The following is a 14,722-nucleotide window of genomic DNA, read 5'->3' as shown; positions in this document are numbered from 1 at the left end:
TCGTCAGGTCCGCCACACGACGTCGGTGTCAGGTTCGTAGCTGCAGGTCCGTCCGGTCCGGACCGCGTTGCGCAGGTGCCGAGCCAGAGCGGGGTCGGCCTTCTCCACGGTGTGCAGGGCGGCCCGAAGGCGCATGGTCACGGCCTTGCGCGCCCGGTCGACCGGGTCGCCCGCGGACCGGGGCCGGCCGCCCAGGCCGAGTGCCCCGGCGAGCTCGCCGGCGAGCATGGCGCGCTCGGCCCGGAGACGTTCCGCCGTATCCGGCCCGGCCTGGGCGATCGCCGAGTCGAGCTCGAGGATGCGGGCGCGGTAGGCCGTCCGGGCCTGCGGGTCCAGGACCGGGCCGAGGTCTGCGCCCCTTGCGGTAGCCGGTGGCCCGCCCGCCGCCTCGACGAGGTCGATCGCGGGGACCGGTTGCCCGGGCCGGGTCAGCAGGATGGCGAGATCCCGGATGCCCTTGCTGTCGGGCACGGTGCTGGTCCGGTCTCGCCAGGTGAGTCGCCAGAACTGCCCTTCGCGCCGAATGGCCCCGGCGGCGGCGCTGGTCGTGGCGGGAGCCGGCCCGCCGAGTCCGGCGTGCAGGTCGCGGACCTGCGCGGCCAGCCCGGCGGCGCCGGTGTCGGTGTAGCTGCGCTGAGCATCGTGCAGGAACGTGGCGGCCTCCCGGTTGCGGCCCAGGTAGATGGCGAGGCCACCGAGTTGGTGCCACACCTGGCCGAACACGGCGCCGCCGATGCCGTCGACGGCCCAGAGCCGTCCATAGGGACGCAGAACGTCCAGCAGCCGGGCCGCCGCCGGCCGGTCGTCGAGCCGGATCGCCAGCTCGGCCAGCGCCCAGTGACCTTCCAGCCATTCCGCGTCGAGGTCGATGTCCTCGGCCGCGGTCTGCCGGTAGCGGCGCAGGACCTCGTGGCCCAGCTGGTTATCGCCGGCGGCGAGCAGCAGCCGGGCCGGCGCGGCCAGGTAGGTCAGCGGCAGCCCGAACGACTCCACGCTCGCCAGCACCTCGCGCGTCGGCTGCGCGTAGTCCTCCGCGGTACCGGCGGTCAGGTGGGCTTGCATCCGCAGGGTGAACACCAGCAGTGCCGCGTTGGCGCTGCCGGCCTTGAGGCCGATGCGTTCGGCGGCGTCCGCGTAGGCGAAGGCCGCGGTCAGGTCGCCGCGGATCAGGGCGCGCATGCCCCGCCAGACCTCGGGCAGCCATCGGTAGAGCGCGACTCCAGCCGCCTGCGCCGTACGGTCGTAGGCGGCGATTTCGGCGTCCGCGCTGACCAGGTCGCCGCGTTCGAGGTGGGCGACCACGGCGAGCCGCCGCGCGAGTAGCGTCGACACGCGATCAGCAGGCAGCGCCGTCATCCGCTGGGCCGCGGCAAGTCGTTGATCGACGAAGTCCGGGCCGGCGGAGGCATCGCAGAGCGCGGCGAGGGCGGCCGCCGTCACCGCGCTGTCGCCGGACCGGTCCGCCGCGGCGATCGCCCGCTCGGCGAGCAGTCGTCGGTCACGCAGTCCGGTCAGCCCCGTCAGAGCGACGGACAGACGGGCCAGGACGGCGCCGCGCAGCCGGTGCGCGTCCTCGGGCAACCTGTCCTCGGCTCGGCGGAGCTGGGCGACCTGATCCTCGTCGGCGATGGGCACCTCGAACCCGGCGATACCGCCGCCTGGGCCCAGCGCGGCCGCCGCCAGGTCGGCCGACCGGCCGGCCTCGGCGGCCAGGTCGGCCGCCTTGCCGAACGTCGCGCGGGCGCCGGGCAGATCCCCGGCCAGCCGCTGAGCCTCGCCGAGCCGGAGCAGGACCTGGATCCGGTCGACGCCGGGTGCTGCGGCGGCCTGCTGCAGGTGTTCGGCTGCGGCCTCGTAGCCGAGCGTCCGGGTGGCGCTGTCGGCCGCCGCCAGCGCCCACTGCCCGGCCCGCCGGCCGGCATCCGCGCCGCCGGCCCTCGACCAGTGATACGCCGCTCGGGAAGCCACATCCTCCGGTGGCATGCGATCGCCCAGCGCCTCGGCCACCCGTCGATGCAGTTCCCCGCGCTCGGTCGGTGACATCCCCTCGATCAGCGTCTCGCCCACGAGTGCGTGCGCGAATCGGACGCTGGCGCCAACTGACCGGCCTTCCGCGACCAAGCCGCTGCGCATGGCGGGTTCAAGGGCGTCGAGTACGGCGGACTCGTCGCTGCCCGCCACGGCTGTGAGCAGAGCCAGGTCGACGTTGCCCCGCTCGGCGGTGGCCGACTCGGCGGCCACCGCGGCCGCCTTCGCCAGGGCAAAGCAGGCCTGAGGCAGTCGGGCGAGGCGACGCTGCAGCACCTCGCGGACGCCAGGAGGGACAACCACGGCGGCGTTCGGCCCGTGGGTCGCGACGAGGCGGGCAACCTCGGTGATGAAGAAGGGGTTGCCGCCGGTGCGGTCGACCACCCCGGCCACGGCCGCCGCGGGCAGGTCGTCGCCGGCGAAGCGGTGGACCAGGCTCGCGGCGGAGACGGCGTCCAGCGCCGGCACCGGCACCCGCCGCACGGCGCTCGGCAAACCTGCGAGCGCGTCCCTTGCGGCGGCCGCCACCAGCAGTGGATCATCGCGTGCCGTGACGACGACGGCCGCGGCCAGCGTCGGGACCGCGTCGACGATCGTGCGCAGCAACAGCAGCGACGACGGATCCGCCCACTGGACATCATCGATCGCGATCAGCACCGGCTGCTTGCGCCCGAGTTCCTCGAGCGTGTCCGCCACCGTCGCCAGCAGGATCGCACGCTCGTCCCGCTCCCCCGTGTCGCCGCCGAACGCCAAATCGGGCGCGAGCCGCGCAAAGGCCCGGCGCCACGGCCAGTACGCCGGCATCCCGGCCTCCGAACACCAGCCACGCCCGACCGCGAATCCCGCGCCTGCCGCCCAGGAACACACCGCGTCCAAAACGCTCGACTTGCCGATACCCGGCTCGCCGGTCAGCACGACCGCTCGACCTTGTCCGGCGCGTGCCGCATCCAGCCAGCCGCCAAGATCGGCGAGCAGGGCCGCTCGCCCGGCCAGTTCGTTCCCGGCACGGCTGCGCATGCGCCCAGCCAATCACAGATGGCTACGGCGGCCCAGGTGACGCGCACCGCCGGTCACCCAGGGTGCCGACCAGGGGTGGCGCGGTGCCGGTCGCGGAAGGTGACCATCTTGGCGCGGTTGCCGCAGTTGGCCATGGCGCACCACCGGCGGGAGGAGTTGCGGGAACCGTCGACGAAGACCCAGCGGCAGTCGTCCCCGCGGCAGGCCTTGACCCGGGGCCAGCCCGGTCGAGCGGTGGCCCGCAGCAGGGCGGCGACCGTCGCGGCGCTGATATCCCGCGCGAGGTCGCCAGGTTCGTCGGCGCGTAGCGACGGCGCACCGCGCAGATCGAGGCGCACGGCAAGCCCATCCAACTCCGCCGACCCGCTCAGGTCGGGCTCGATGCCGTTGTTGCGCAGGGCCAGGCCGCGGATCAGGCCGCGCAACGCGCGCAGCATCGCGACGCTCTCCGGCGCCGCCGAAGAACCGTCCTGGGTGGGCGCCGGCGCACCGAGGCCGTGCCACCAGGCGCGGACCGAAGCGGAGTCGGCCAACTCGTCCCGCTCGCCATGGGCGGTGTTGGCCACGGCGATGAGCAATTCCTCGTCGCCGAGGCCGGGCCAGGAGACTGTACGCGCCATGTAACCACCGTACACGTTTAACCGGTTGACGGTCACCGTAACCGGTGTAACGGTTATGACGGTTGCGTTTGTCGGGAGGTCACGGTGATCAGGGTTGTCCGGATGAGCTCCGGTGAATCGGCGCTGCTGTTCGCGGCTGCCGTCTACGGCGTGAGCACCACCGTCTCGGTCGTCGCGCTGCGGGCCGTTCGTCCCGCCGACCTGCTGGCGGTCGAGATCGCCGGCGCGGCCACGATTCTGCTGGTCACCGCCGCGGCGCGGGGGCAACTACGCCGACGCGGGGCACTGCGGCACATGCTGGCCGGCGCGCTGGTGCCCGGCTTGGCGTTCCTGTTCGGCGACCTGGGCCTGGCCCGCACCAGCGCGTCGAGCGGCAGCCTGCTGCTGGCCGCCGAGCCGTTGCTGTCGGTACTGCTGGCGGTCGCCGTGTTGCGCGAGCGGCTGTCCGGCCGGGCGGTGCTGGCCCTGGTCGTCGGTCTCACCGGCGGTGCGCTGGTCGCCTTCGAGCCCGGCGGCCCGGCCGGCACCGACACGACGGCCGGCAACGTGCTGGTTCTGCTCGCGGTGGTCGCCGCCGCGGTGTTCCTGATCGCCACCCGTCGCTTCAACGACGGCGGCGACGGGCTTAACGAAAGCGCCTGGCAGAGCATCGGCGGGCTGCTGAGCGTTGTGCCCTTCGTGATGCTCTCGTGGTCGACCGGCGGCAGCCGGTTCGGCACGGCCGGTGCCCAGGGCTGGCTGGCCTGCACGGCGGTGGTCGTCTGCGGCGTGGTCGGTGGTGTCCTGTTCAACCGGGGCATCGGCCGGGTGCCCGCGGCCCGGGCCGGCCTGCTGGGAAACCTGACTCCCGTGGTCGGCACGCTGACCGCGGTCGTCTTTCTCGGTGACCGTCCCTCGCTCCTACAACTGATCGGCGGCGCCGCGATCCTCGCCGGCCTGGTGCTGTTGTTGCGCAGCCCGGCCGGGCCGCCGGCACCGAGCACACCACAATCCGAGCTTGTCGAGGAGTACCGATGATCGACCAGACCGACCGGATCCCGCTGTTCTGCGACATCTCCCTCGCCGCACGCATCGAACGGGCCGAGGCAGAATTCATCGCCGTGTGGAACGACGCCGTCCGGGGCAGGCGAGGCGGGTCGACGACCTTCGCGATACCCATCGCGGGCGGCGTGGCCAGCTACGCCGAACCCGACTCGCCGATCAACAAGGTCGCCGGCCTCGGCTTCGCGGGCCGGCCCGAGGCGGCCGATTTCGAAAGGATCGAGCAGGCGTACGCCGAGCGTGGCGCGCCGGTTCAGGTGGAAGTCGCCAGTCTCGCCGACCCGGCGCTCCTGGAGTTGCTGGCCGCGCGCGGCTATCGGCTGGTGTCGTTCGAGAATGTGCTCGGCCGGACCCTCGGCGCCGTCGTCGAACCGATCGCGCCGCCGGGGATCGAGGTTCATCCGTGCGGCGACGACGAGTTCGACGCCTGGGTGGAGGTCGTCGTCGAGGCGACGCTGCATCCGGACACGCAGGGCATCCCGTGGCAGGAAGAATTCCCGCGGGAGATCCTCGAGAACGCCGAGCGGGACACCGCCGGCCTCGTCCGGCACTACCTGGCCACGGCAAGCGGGATCCCGGCCGGCGGCGGCAGCATGCGCATCGCTGACGGCATCGCCCAGCTCACCGGGGCCGCTACCGCACCGGCCTTCCGCCGCCGAGGCATCCAGAGCGCCCTGCTGGCGGCCCGCCTGACGGACGCCACGGCGGCCGGTTGTGACGTCGCGGTCATCACCGTGCAGCCGGGCTCCCAGTCGCAGCAGAACGCCCAGCGTCGCGGCTTCGACCTGCTCTACAACCGCGCCGTGCTCACGTCGGTCTCATGACTGATCAGCCGCCGCCGGGATGTGCCAGGAGGCGAGCATGCGAAGGCTTTCCTGGGACGGTGATCCGGGCTCGGCGGTGTAGGTGACGAGCGTCTGATCGGGGTCGTCGGGCGCCCGCAGCGCCTCCTGCGCCAGCCACAGGGGGCCGGCGAGCGGATGCTGGACTTCGTAGGCGACGTGGCTCTTGTCACCGACGGGATGCTGCGACCACAGCTGCCGGAAGAGCTGGCTGTGCAGGGACAACTCGCCGACGAGCTCGGCGAGCAGTGGGTCGTCGGGGTGCCGGCCGGCGTCGAGGTGCAGGAAGGCCACGATGTCGCGGGCCTTGCGCCGCCGGTCGGTGAACAGCGCTCCGATGTGCTCGTCGAGGAAGATCAATCGGGCGAAGTTGCGCTGTCGTGGCGACAGCGTCCGGAAATCCGCGATGAGGGCGGCGCCGAGCGGGTTCCAGGCCAACACGTCGGTACGCCGGCCGACGACGAACGCGGGTACGTCGGTCATGGCGTCCAGCAGTTGACGCAGGTGGGGACGCACCTGTTGCGGGCGGACCGGGCGGCGGCGAGACCGGGCCGGTCGAGCGAGATCGCGGAGATGGGCCCGCTCGTCGCCCGCGAGCTGAAGGGCGTTGGCGACGGCGTCGAGGACGGCGTCGGAGACATGGGTGCCGCGGCCCTGTTCGAGGCGAACGTAGTAGTCGACGCTGACGCCGGCCAACTGGGCGAGTTCTTCCCGGCGCAGGCCGGGCACCCTGCGCCGGGTGGGCATCGGTTGCAGTCCCACATCCTCGGGACGCAGCCGCGCCCGCCGGGAGCGCAGGAACTCACCCAACGAGGTGTGCCGTTCCATAGGACCCAGTATGGCGTTCCGCAACGGGGCGAGCCTGGTTCTGCCAGACCCAGGCTCGCGCCGCCCACGGTCGAACGGTGCTCTGGGCAACCCTCGCGGCTCAGCGGAATCTGAGGCGCAGGAACTCATCGAGTACGAACGGGAGAACGATCATGGTGGAGACAAAAGGCGCAACGGCGCTGGTGACCGGCGCCAACCGTGGCCTCGGGCGGGCGATCGTCGAGGCTCTTCTCGCCCGTGACGTGCGGAAGGTCTATGCGACCGCCCGGCGTCTCGAGACGCTCACCGACCTCGCGACCGACCCGCGCGTCGTGCCGATGCGACTGGACCTGGTCGACGCCGGCGATGTCGCCGCCGCGGCTGCGGCGGCCGGCGACGTCACGCTGCTGGTGAACAACGCAGGCTCGCTGGAGTTCACGGACCTGCTCGGCGGCGACCTCACGGCGATCCATGCGGACCTGAACACCAACTACTTCGGCACGCTCGCCGTCACCAGGGCCTTCGTGCCGGTGCTGCAACGCAACGGCGGTGGCGCGATCGTCAACCTGCTGAGCCTGGTAGCGCTGGGCGCAGTGCGGGCGATGGGCGGCTACAGCGTGTCCAAGGCCGCCGCAGCGTCCATGACCCAGGCAGTCCGGGCCCAGGTGGCCGACCTGGGCATCGCCGTGCACGGAGTATTCCCCGGCGCGGTGGACACCGACATGATCCGCGCGTTCGACATGCCCAAGACCAGCCCGCAGGAGGTCGCCGACGCGATCCTCGACGGCGTCGAAGCCGGCGAGGAAGACATCTTCCCGGACGCGATGTCCCGCGCCGGCCACCAGGCGTGGCGCCATGACCCGAAGGCTCTGGAACGGCAGATGGCCTCCATCTGACAGCGCCGCCGAAGCCTATGGTCAGTGCATTCCGTTGCTGAGCGGTTGCCAAGTGCGCCGGTGGCGAGATCCCGTGCCGGTTGTCGCCCGGTCGCTGAGGTGCCCGGGATATGGGGACAAGCCTTCTGGCCAGGCACTCTAGGCCCGCGGCTGGGTGAACAGCGGCTGGGGGTCGGTGCCGTTGTGGGGTTCAGTCTGTAGTAGCACTTCGTCGCCGGACTGCAGGACGGTGTCGCCGCGGACGGGGACGTGGAGCCCGCCGCGGTTGATCATGCTAATCCAGGCGTCTTCGCCCAGGGCGAGGTCGGCGATGGTGCAGCCGTCGGCGGGGGCGCCAGCGGTGATCTGGTATCGGCGCAGGCCGGTGGGTTCGTCGCGGAACCGCATGCCCAGTGCCCAGGGTTCGGGTTCCAGGATCCGCATGGGGATGTTGACGTGGCGAGCCACGGCGGGGATCAGGCCGCCCTGCACGATGACGGAGAACGCGACCACGACAACGATGATCTGGTACAGCCGGTCGGCATCGGTGACCTGGGCGGACAGGACGTAGGTGCCGAGCAGGATCGGTACCGCGCCTTTGAGCCCGGACCACATCACGAACAGGCGCTCACCGCGGCTGATATGGATGGGCAACAGCAGGAGCCCGACCAGGACGGGACGCACGAGCAGGGCGAGCAGGACCGCGAGGGCCAGGCCGATGAGCCATGCGTTGCCGTGGGCCAGCCCAGTCAAGGAGACGGTCAGGCCGAGCATCGCGAACGCGACGATCTCGGCCAGGCTGGCCAGGGAAGAGTGGAACCGTTCGATCTCCATCTTGTAGGGGGCGCGGATGTCTCCGACAAGGATCCCGGCGACGAACACGGCCAGGAACCCCGACCCGTGGGCCAGGGTGGTCAGGCCATAGATCGTTCCGGCGCCGAGCAACGTCTGCAGCGGGTAGAGCGCGCCGTTGGGCAGCGGTAGGCGGCGCATCGCCAGCGACAACAGGTAGCCGCCGACTACGCCGGCCACGGCGCCGACGACCATCTCCACGGCGAACTCGGCCACGCCGGCACCGACGGCATGCCAGCCACCGGCGGTGCCCGCGGCCAGTACCGCGGCCATCGCGGCAATCCCGACCGGATCGTTGGCCCCCGACTCGCCTTCCAGCAAGGTGCCGGAACGGCCGGCGATCTCCCGGCGGCCCAGCACGGAGAACACCACCGCCGGGTCGGTGGGGGCCAGCGCGATACCCAGCAGCAGACCGGCCCGCCAGTCGAACCCGAATACCAGGTGCGCCAAAACCGCCACACCGAGCGTGGTGACCGCCGTGCCAGCCACGCCGATCCACAGCACCGCGGCGCCGGCGGCGCGGAAGCGACGCCAGCCGATGTGCATGCCGCCGTCGAACAGCAGCAGGATCAGCATCACGGTGACCACCCGCTGCACGGTGAGGACCGGTACCCGGCCCAGCGCCGGTACGAGGTCGGAGGCGACCGCAGCGGCGACCAGGAAGATCGCCGGAGCGGGTATGCGGATGCGGTCGCTGATCCGGTTGGACAACACCGCCAGCACTCCAGCCGCGCTGATGACGGCGATGATCACCCCGAACGGGACGACGTCATCCACGCTGGGGTCCGGATCCCTGGGGTCCGGGCCCGGCGGGCAACCCGGTCGAGTTGGCAGGCACGGCGACCTCCTGATGGCATGCGTGATCCGCTGCCGACCAGGCTTCCCGGCGCACCTACCCTGATCTTATCCGCTCATTCTCGATAGTGATCGACGACCACGTCACGCAACCGTCGGCGTCGAGGCAGGGCTAGGGACGGGGGCACGGTGGCGACGGTCGCGGTGATCGGCGTCGGGCTGGTGGGCTTGGCGTTGTTGACGCTCGCCGCGGACCAACTGGTTCGGGGCGCGGGCCGGCTGGCAGGGATGTTGCGGATCGCGCCGGTGGTCGTCGGTGTCGTGGTCATCGGGTTGGGTACCAGCGCACCGGAGTTCCTGGTCTCCGGCGCGGCCTCGGCGCGGGGCAACCCCGGGATCGCGGTCGGCAACCTGGTCGGGTCGAACATCGTCAACCTGACGCTGGTGTTGGGTTTGGCCGCGTTGGTGGCCCCGGTTGTGGTGCGCTCATCGGTCCTGGTCCGGGAGGCGCCGGTCACCGTGCTGGCGATGATGGTGCTCGGTGGGTTCGCGCTTGCCGGTCTCGGGGTGCTCGCCGGTGTCGTGCTGGCCGTGCTCGGGGTCGCGGCGATGGTGTTGCTGATCCGGTTGGCTCGGGTGCGACCCGGCGACCCGCTGCCGGGTGAGGTGGCCCAGTTTCTGCAACCGTCGCCGTCGCGTGGCTGGGTCCGGGAGATCCTTCGGGCGCTGTTGGGGCTGGCCGGCACCCTGGCCGGCGCTCAGCTCGTGGTGAGCCAGGCGGCGAATCTCGCACACCGGTGGGGCATGTCCGACGCTGTCATCGGCTTCACCCTGGTGGCGTTGGGCACGTCGCTGCCGGAACTGGTCACCGCGATCCAGGCGCAGCGCCGCGGCGAGTCGGATCTGCTCATCGGGAACCTCTTGGGCAGTAACCTGTTCAACAGCCTGATCGGTGGTTCCATCGTCGGGCTGTCCGCCGCGTCTTCGCGCCAGTCGGGTGTCGGCTATCCAGCGCTGGCCGCGATGGTGGGTGTCGGTGTCCTGGCTTGGCTGCTGCTGTTTCGTGGTCACCGCGTCAGCCGGGTAGAGGGTGCCATCCTCGTCGCCGCGTACCTTGCCACGCTCCCGCTGCTCGCCTGATTGGCAAACAGCCATGTCCGGCCACGGTCGAGACCGCGCGGGAATCAGACGGTGCGGGACGGACCGCTGCCGTTGACGCCGCGGCGTTCCGGGTGAGGTGAACCCGCTGCTTGGGCTCGACGGTGCCGTGCGCGTCAGCGTCATCCGGATGCTGCACGGCGTTATCCCAGCGACCGGCGGATTGGCCCGGGCCCTCGACGGCAGTGTCGAGCCCGATCATCGGTGCTGGTCGGCGTCCGCGGCGGTGTGTCGCCCATCGGACCCGCGCGCGGTCGCGGTTCCCGTCATGGTGTGTTCCAGCCGGTCGAGGGTGGCGGTCAGGGCCGTTCGCACCTCGTCGACGTTGCCGCCGTGCTCCAGGGCGTGTAGCACGACCGCGACCATGGCTCCGATGCTCGCCCCGGCGGCGGCGACCGCACCGTAGCCGTCCAGGCCAGGTGTGGCCGAGCGGATGCCGTCGGCCAGCACCCGGTGCGCGGAGAACAGCAGCTGGATGCCGCGGGCACGCAGCTCGGGGCGCTCGATCAGCAGGCGCAGCCGGATGCCGCGATCCGGTGCGAACAGGTCACCGGAGGCGGTCTCGATGATCTGGTCGAGAGTCGCACGCATCGCGGCCAGCGGGGGCAGGGCGGCGGCGTGCGCGGCGAACGCCTGCCGGACCAGATCCAGGCGCTGCTGGGTGCCGGCGAAAAACACGTCCTCCTTGCTCGGGAAGTACGCGAAGAAGGTGCGGGTGGACACCTCGGCCGCCGCGGCGATGTCGGCCACGGTGGTCGCCTCGTATCCCCGCTCGGCGAACAGGCGCATCGCGGCCGACGCCAGAGCCTGGCGGGTCTTCTCCTTCTTGCGTTCGCGCAGTCCGGCCGGTTGCCGTGGCACCCCGCACCTCCACTCCCTTGACGTAAACCTTCAACCGCTGCAAAACTACATCGTATGCAATTAGCGAGCAACAGCCAGACCGAGGCGCCGGCCGGCCTCGCCGGTCCGGTGCTCGCCGCCAGCCGGCTGACCAAGCGGTACGGCGAGGTGACCGCGGTGCGGGACGTGTCGCTGCGGGTGTCTGCGGGTGAGATCTACGGGCTGCTCGGGCTCAACGGCGCCGGCAAGACCACCCTGATCCGGATGCTGCTCGGCATGGTGCGCCCGAGCGCCGGCGGCATCGAGCTGTTCGGGGCCCGGGTCGGCCCAGGCCGGTCGCCGATCTGGGGCCGGGTCGGATACCTGGTGGAGACGCCGTCCGCATACCCCGAGCTGACCGTGCGGGAAAACCTGCAGATCGCCTACCGGTTGCGCCGGCTCGACCGGCCGGCCGCGATCGGCGAGGTCATCGAGCAGCTGGCGCTCGGCCCGGATCGACGCGCCGGCACCCTCTCGCTCGGCAACGCCCAGCGGCTGGGCCTGGCCAAGGCCCTCATCTACGCGCCCGATCTGTTGATCCTCGACGAGCCGGGCAACGGGCTCGACCCGGCGGGCGTGGTCGAGATCAGGAACCTGCTGCGCGGGCTGGCCCGGGACCGCAACGTCACGATCTTCTGGTCGAGCCACCTGCTGGCCGAGGTGTCCCGGCTGGCGACCCGGATCGGGATCATCCACAACGGACGATTGATCGAGGAGCTGGACGCCGCCGAGCTGGCCCGGCGGGAACGCCCCAGGCTCGTGGTCACCGCGCGTGACCCGGCTGGGGCACGGGCCGCGCTGCGCGCTGCCGGCTTCGACCCGCACGACGGGGCCGCCGCTGACGATCGGGCGGCCCGGACGGCGCGCTGATACTCACCGACGAGGCGGCGCTGCGCCGGCCGGACGAGGTCGCCACGGTGCTGGTCGCCGCCGGACACCCGCCCACCGGCCTGACTGTGACCCACGACGATCTCGAAAGCCACTTCCTGCGCCTGGTCGGCGTCGGTACCGGTACGGGAGGCGACGATGGGTGACTTCACCGCGGCGGTACGCGTCGAGCTGCTCAAGTTGCGCCGCTCGCGCACCGGCTGGATCACCGCCCTGGCGTTCGGCCTGGTCGCCCTCGTCGACGCCCTGTTCATGGTCATCCTCAAGGACCCGGCCGCGGCCCGCTCGTGGGGCCTGCTCGGGGCGAAGGCGCAACTGAGCATCGGCGTCGCGGACACGCCCACCGCACTCGGATTCCTCGCCGAGGCCACCGGGATCGGCGGGCTGTTCGTCTTCGGGCTGGTCTTCGTCTGGGTCTTCGGCCGGGAGTTCGCCGACCGGACCGTCAAGGACCTGCTCGCGCTGCCCGTCCCGCGCGCCGCGATCGTCGCGGCCAAATTCACCGTGGCCACCGCCTGGTGTCTGGTGCTGGCCGCCTGGACCGGCGCGCTCGGGGTCGGCGTAGTCACCGCTCTGCGGCTACCCGGCGCCGGTGCCGACGCTCTCGGGCATGGTCTGCTTCGGCTGCTGCTCACCGCGATCATGACGATCGCCCTGGTGGCGCCGTTCGCGCTGCTGGCCAGCGTGGCCCGCGGCTACCTGGCCCCGGTCGGCGCGATCCTGCTGGCCACCTTCCTCGGTCAGATCATCGCCGCGCTCGGCTACGGCGCCTACTTCCCCAGGGCGGTACCAGCCTTGTATGCCGGCATCGCCGGAGTCCAAACCCGACCGGGCCCGATCGGGTACCTGCTGGTCGCGCTCGTCGGACTCGCGGCAGCGCTCGGCACCGGCTCCTGGTGGCGCCACGCCGACCAGACCCGCTGACCGCGGACCTGGTGCAGCACGAGAGCTGGCACCGGCCGCGATCCCGCAGGCTCCGGACCCTATCCGCGATGGGGATGGCAGCGGCCGACGCCGGTATCTCCGCGCCGGTCCCTCCGACGGTGCCCTGGGCGCTGGCGGCCGCTGCGGCCGCCGTCGCGGCGATCGCCGCCCTGCGGATTCGTCGCAGCTGGCGACCTGCGGCCGGCCCACGCACCACCGCCGGTGAGCGTGGAAAGGGGGAAAGATCGAGCCACCCCGCTGTCGGTCCAGTGCCGCCGCTTCGTCGGGTGAGTTATGGCGGTCAGGTTCCCCCAGCACCGCGGTTTACCGTCCGATCCCGCTAGTACCTGAATTGTGAGACTACGGCGGCGAGTTCGGAGGACATGCGGGTCAGTTCGGTCGTGGCCTGCTGGGCTTGGCTGACCCCTTCGCTGGTGATGCGGGCGGCTTCGGCCACGCCGGTGATGTTCTGGGCGACGTCGCCGGTGCCGGTGGCGGCCTCGGTGACGCTGCGGTTGGTTTCTGCGGTGGTGGCCGTCTGTTCCTCGACCGCGGAGGCGATGGTGGTCTGAAACTCGCTGATCCGGGAGATCACCCGGGTGATCTGTTCGATGGCGGTGACCGCGCCGCCGGTGTCGGCCTGGATGGCCTCGACCCGGCGGGCGATGTCCTCGGTGGCCCGCGCGGTCTCCTGAGCGAGATCCTTCACCTCGGACGCGACCACCGCGAAGCCCTTGCCGGCCTCGCCGGCCCGGGCGGCCTCGATGGTGGCGTTGAGGGCGAGCAGGTTGGTCTGTTCGGCGATCGCGGTGATGACCTTCACCACGTTGCCGATCTCGGCCGAGGACTCGCCCAGCTTGCTCATCGAGCTGGAGGTGGTGGCGGCGAGCGTGACCGCCTCCTGGGCGACCTGGGCAGCTTCGGTGGCGTTCTGGGAGATCTCCCGGATGGAGGCGCCCATCTGTTCGCTGCCGGCCGAAACGGTCGCGATGCTCCGGGAAATCTGTTCCGCGGCCGCGGAGACCGTCTGTGCCTGAGCGGAGGTCTCCTCCGCCGAGGAGGCGATCTGCGTCGTCACGCCGGACAACTGCTCGGCGGCGCCGGCCAGCGAGGTGGCGGAGCCGTTGATCGTGCCCACGGTCTCCCGCAGCCGGCTCACCGCCACGTCGAGGGACTGGCCCATCTGCCCCGGCTCGTCGCGGGAAACCAGGCCGGCGGTTCGGGTGAGGTCGCCGTCGGCGAGCGCGGCACAGACCTCCTTCACCCGGCCGAGCGACCGCACGATCTGTCGAGCCACCAGCAGCGCGGCGGTCAGCGCGACGCCGAGTCCGACGATCAGCAGGATCAACGAGGTGAGCCGGCTGGATTGGTAGCCGGAGCGGGCCGAGGCCGCCGATTCTGACGCGTCGTGCTTCTCGGCTTTCTCCAACGCGTCGATGTCCTGGTATGCCTTGACGATGTGTGGGTTGGCCTCGCCGGTACGCACTGTCTGCCAGGTCGCGATGTCGCCCTGTTCGCTGAGCGGGAAGAGTTTGGTCGAGGCGATGTCGGAGAACTGCTGCCAGGCGTTGGCCAGATCGTCGATGACCGCTCGATCTCCGGCGGGATCACCGTTGTGGTAGGCGGTGATCGCATCGCCGGCCGTCTGGGCGTCTGTGGTGAAGGTGGCCTTGATCTTTGCCTTGGCGGCCGGGTCGGTGGTCGCCGCGTGTAGCGTCACGTCGACTCGGACCTGCAGGAACGACGACTTGATGTTTCCCACCGCGGCGACATTGGCCACGTTCCTGACGTAGATCTGCTGAGCCGAGGCACTCGCGCGTCCGAGTGCCGTCAAACCCGAGATGCCGACCATGAGCGCCACCACGCCGGCGATGCCGACCGCCGCAAGGATCTTGACGTTGACCGGCAGGTCCGCCATCGAGAACCGCCCACGCGCAGGTGCAGCCGTGTCCGTCCGGGCCATCGGCTCGTCCTCTCTCTAGGTAACCACGCCGCG

At 71.4% G+C, this 14,722-nt stretch carries 12 protein-coding genes; 6 read left to right on the top strand and 6 right to left on the bottom strand.

Translation table 11 applies throughout. The annotated features are described in order from the left end of the window. Positions 1–3: 3 nt before the first annotated feature. Both IH26_RS0123085 and IH26_RS0123080 read right to left on the bottom strand, forming a co-directional pair. Positions 4–3,045 carry an ATP-binding protein gene (locus IH26_RS0123085; protein WP_084599014.1) on the bottom strand — a complete coding sequence of 1,014 codons (3,042 nt, stop codon included), beginning with the start codon at positions 3,043–3,045 and terminating at the stop codon, positions 4–6. A gap of 53 nt (positions 3,046–3,098) precedes the next feature. Further along, entirely contained in the window at positions 3,099–3,665 is a 567-nt protein-coding gene (locus IH26_RS0123080) for a CGNR zinc finger domain-containing protein (RefSeq protein WP_030438314.1), read from the bottom strand. A gap of 102 nt (positions 3,666–3,767) precedes the next feature. On the opposite strand from IH26_RS0123080, the gene IH26_RS0123075 reads away from it, so the two are divergent. Together IH26_RS0123075 and IH26_RS0123070 are read left to right on the top strand one after the other, a co-directional pair. Then, positions 3,768–4,682, top strand: a complete 915-nt coding sequence (locus IH26_RS0123075) for a DMT family transporter (protein WP_030438313.1) — start codon at positions 3,768–3,770, stop codon at positions 4,680–4,682. Beyond that, complete coding sequence (locus IH26_RS0123070; RefSeq protein ID WP_030438312.1) at positions 4,679–5,530, top strand: GNAT family N-acetyltransferase; 852 nt, start codon at positions 4,679–4,681, stop codon at positions 5,528–5,530. Before IH26_RS0123075 ends, IH26_RS0123070 begins: the two co-directional genes overlap by 4 nt. On the opposite strand, the gene IH26_RS0123065 is transcribed toward IH26_RS0123070, so the two are convergent. Beyond that, positions 5,525–6,376, bottom strand: a complete 852-nt coding sequence (locus IH26_RS0123065; RefSeq protein WP_030438311.1) for a helix-turn-helix transcriptional regulator — start codon at positions 6,374–6,376, stop codon at positions 5,525–5,527. The two genes, IH26_RS0123070 and IH26_RS0123065, sit on opposite strands and share 6 nt — an antisense overlap. 152 nt (positions 6,377–6,528) lie before the next feature. Here IH26_RS0123065 and IH26_RS0123060 point away from each other — a divergent pair, with 152 nt between their 5' ends. Then, positions 6,529–7,251 carry an SDR family oxidoreductase gene (locus tag IH26_RS0123060; RefSeq protein WP_034215853.1) on the top strand — a complete coding sequence of 241 codons (723 nt, stop codon included), beginning with the start codon at positions 6,529–6,531 and terminating at the stop codon, positions 7,249–7,251. A 138-nt stretch (positions 7,252–7,389) separates the two neighbouring features. Here IH26_RS0123060 and IH26_RS0123055 read toward each other — a convergent pair whose 3' ends face one another. Further along, on the bottom strand, positions 7,390–8,796 hold the full coding sequence (locus tag IH26_RS0123055) for a cation:proton antiporter domain-containing protein (RefSeq protein ID WP_245665437.1): 1,407 nt from the start codon (positions 8,794–8,796) through the stop codon (positions 7,390–7,392). Between the two features lie 270 nt (positions 8,797–9,066). On the opposite strand from IH26_RS0123055, the gene IH26_RS0123050 reads away from it, so the two are divergent. Next, entirely contained in the window at positions 9,067–10,017 is a 951-nt protein-coding gene (locus IH26_RS0123050; protein ID WP_034215852.1) for a calcium/sodium antiporter, read from the top strand. Positions 10,018–10,233: 216 nt separating this feature from the next. On the opposite strand, the gene IH26_RS0123045 is transcribed toward IH26_RS0123050, so the two are convergent. Beyond that, entirely contained in the window at positions 10,234–10,896 is a 663-nt protein-coding gene (locus tag IH26_RS0123045; protein WP_051808412.1) for a TetR/AcrR family transcriptional regulator, read from the bottom strand. Between the two features lie 54 nt (positions 10,897–10,950). Between IH26_RS0123045 and IH26_RS53845 the strand changes: the two genes are divergently transcribed. After that, complete coding sequence (locus tag IH26_RS53845) at positions 10,951–11,784, top strand: ABC transporter ATP-binding protein (protein ID WP_211268735.1); 834 nt, start codon at positions 10,951–10,953, stop codon at positions 11,782–11,784. 156 nt (positions 11,785–11,940) lie between these two features. Continuing rightward, on the top strand, positions 11,941–12,726 hold the full coding sequence (locus IH26_RS0123035) for an ABC transporter permease (protein ID WP_030438306.1): 786 nt from the start codon (positions 11,941–11,943) through the stop codon (positions 12,724–12,726). 340 nt (positions 12,727–13,066) lie between these two features. On the opposite strand, the gene IH26_RS0123030 is transcribed toward IH26_RS0123035, so the two are convergent. Continuing rightward, complete coding sequence (locus IH26_RS0123030; RefSeq protein ID WP_245665421.1) at positions 13,067–14,644, bottom strand: methyl-accepting chemotaxis protein; 1,578 nt, start codon at positions 14,642–14,644, stop codon at positions 13,067–13,069. Between the last annotated feature and the right edge of the window lie 78 nt (positions 14,645–14,722).

It is taken from the genome of Actinoplanes subtropicus, assembly GCF_000721705.1.
Lineage (GTDB): Bacteria > Actinomycetota > Actinomycetes > Mycobacteriales > Micromonosporaceae > Actinoplanes > Actinoplanes subtropicus.
The sequence above is the reverse complement of the archived record's forward strand: the minus strand, read 5'-3'. Positions and strand labels throughout refer to the sequence as shown.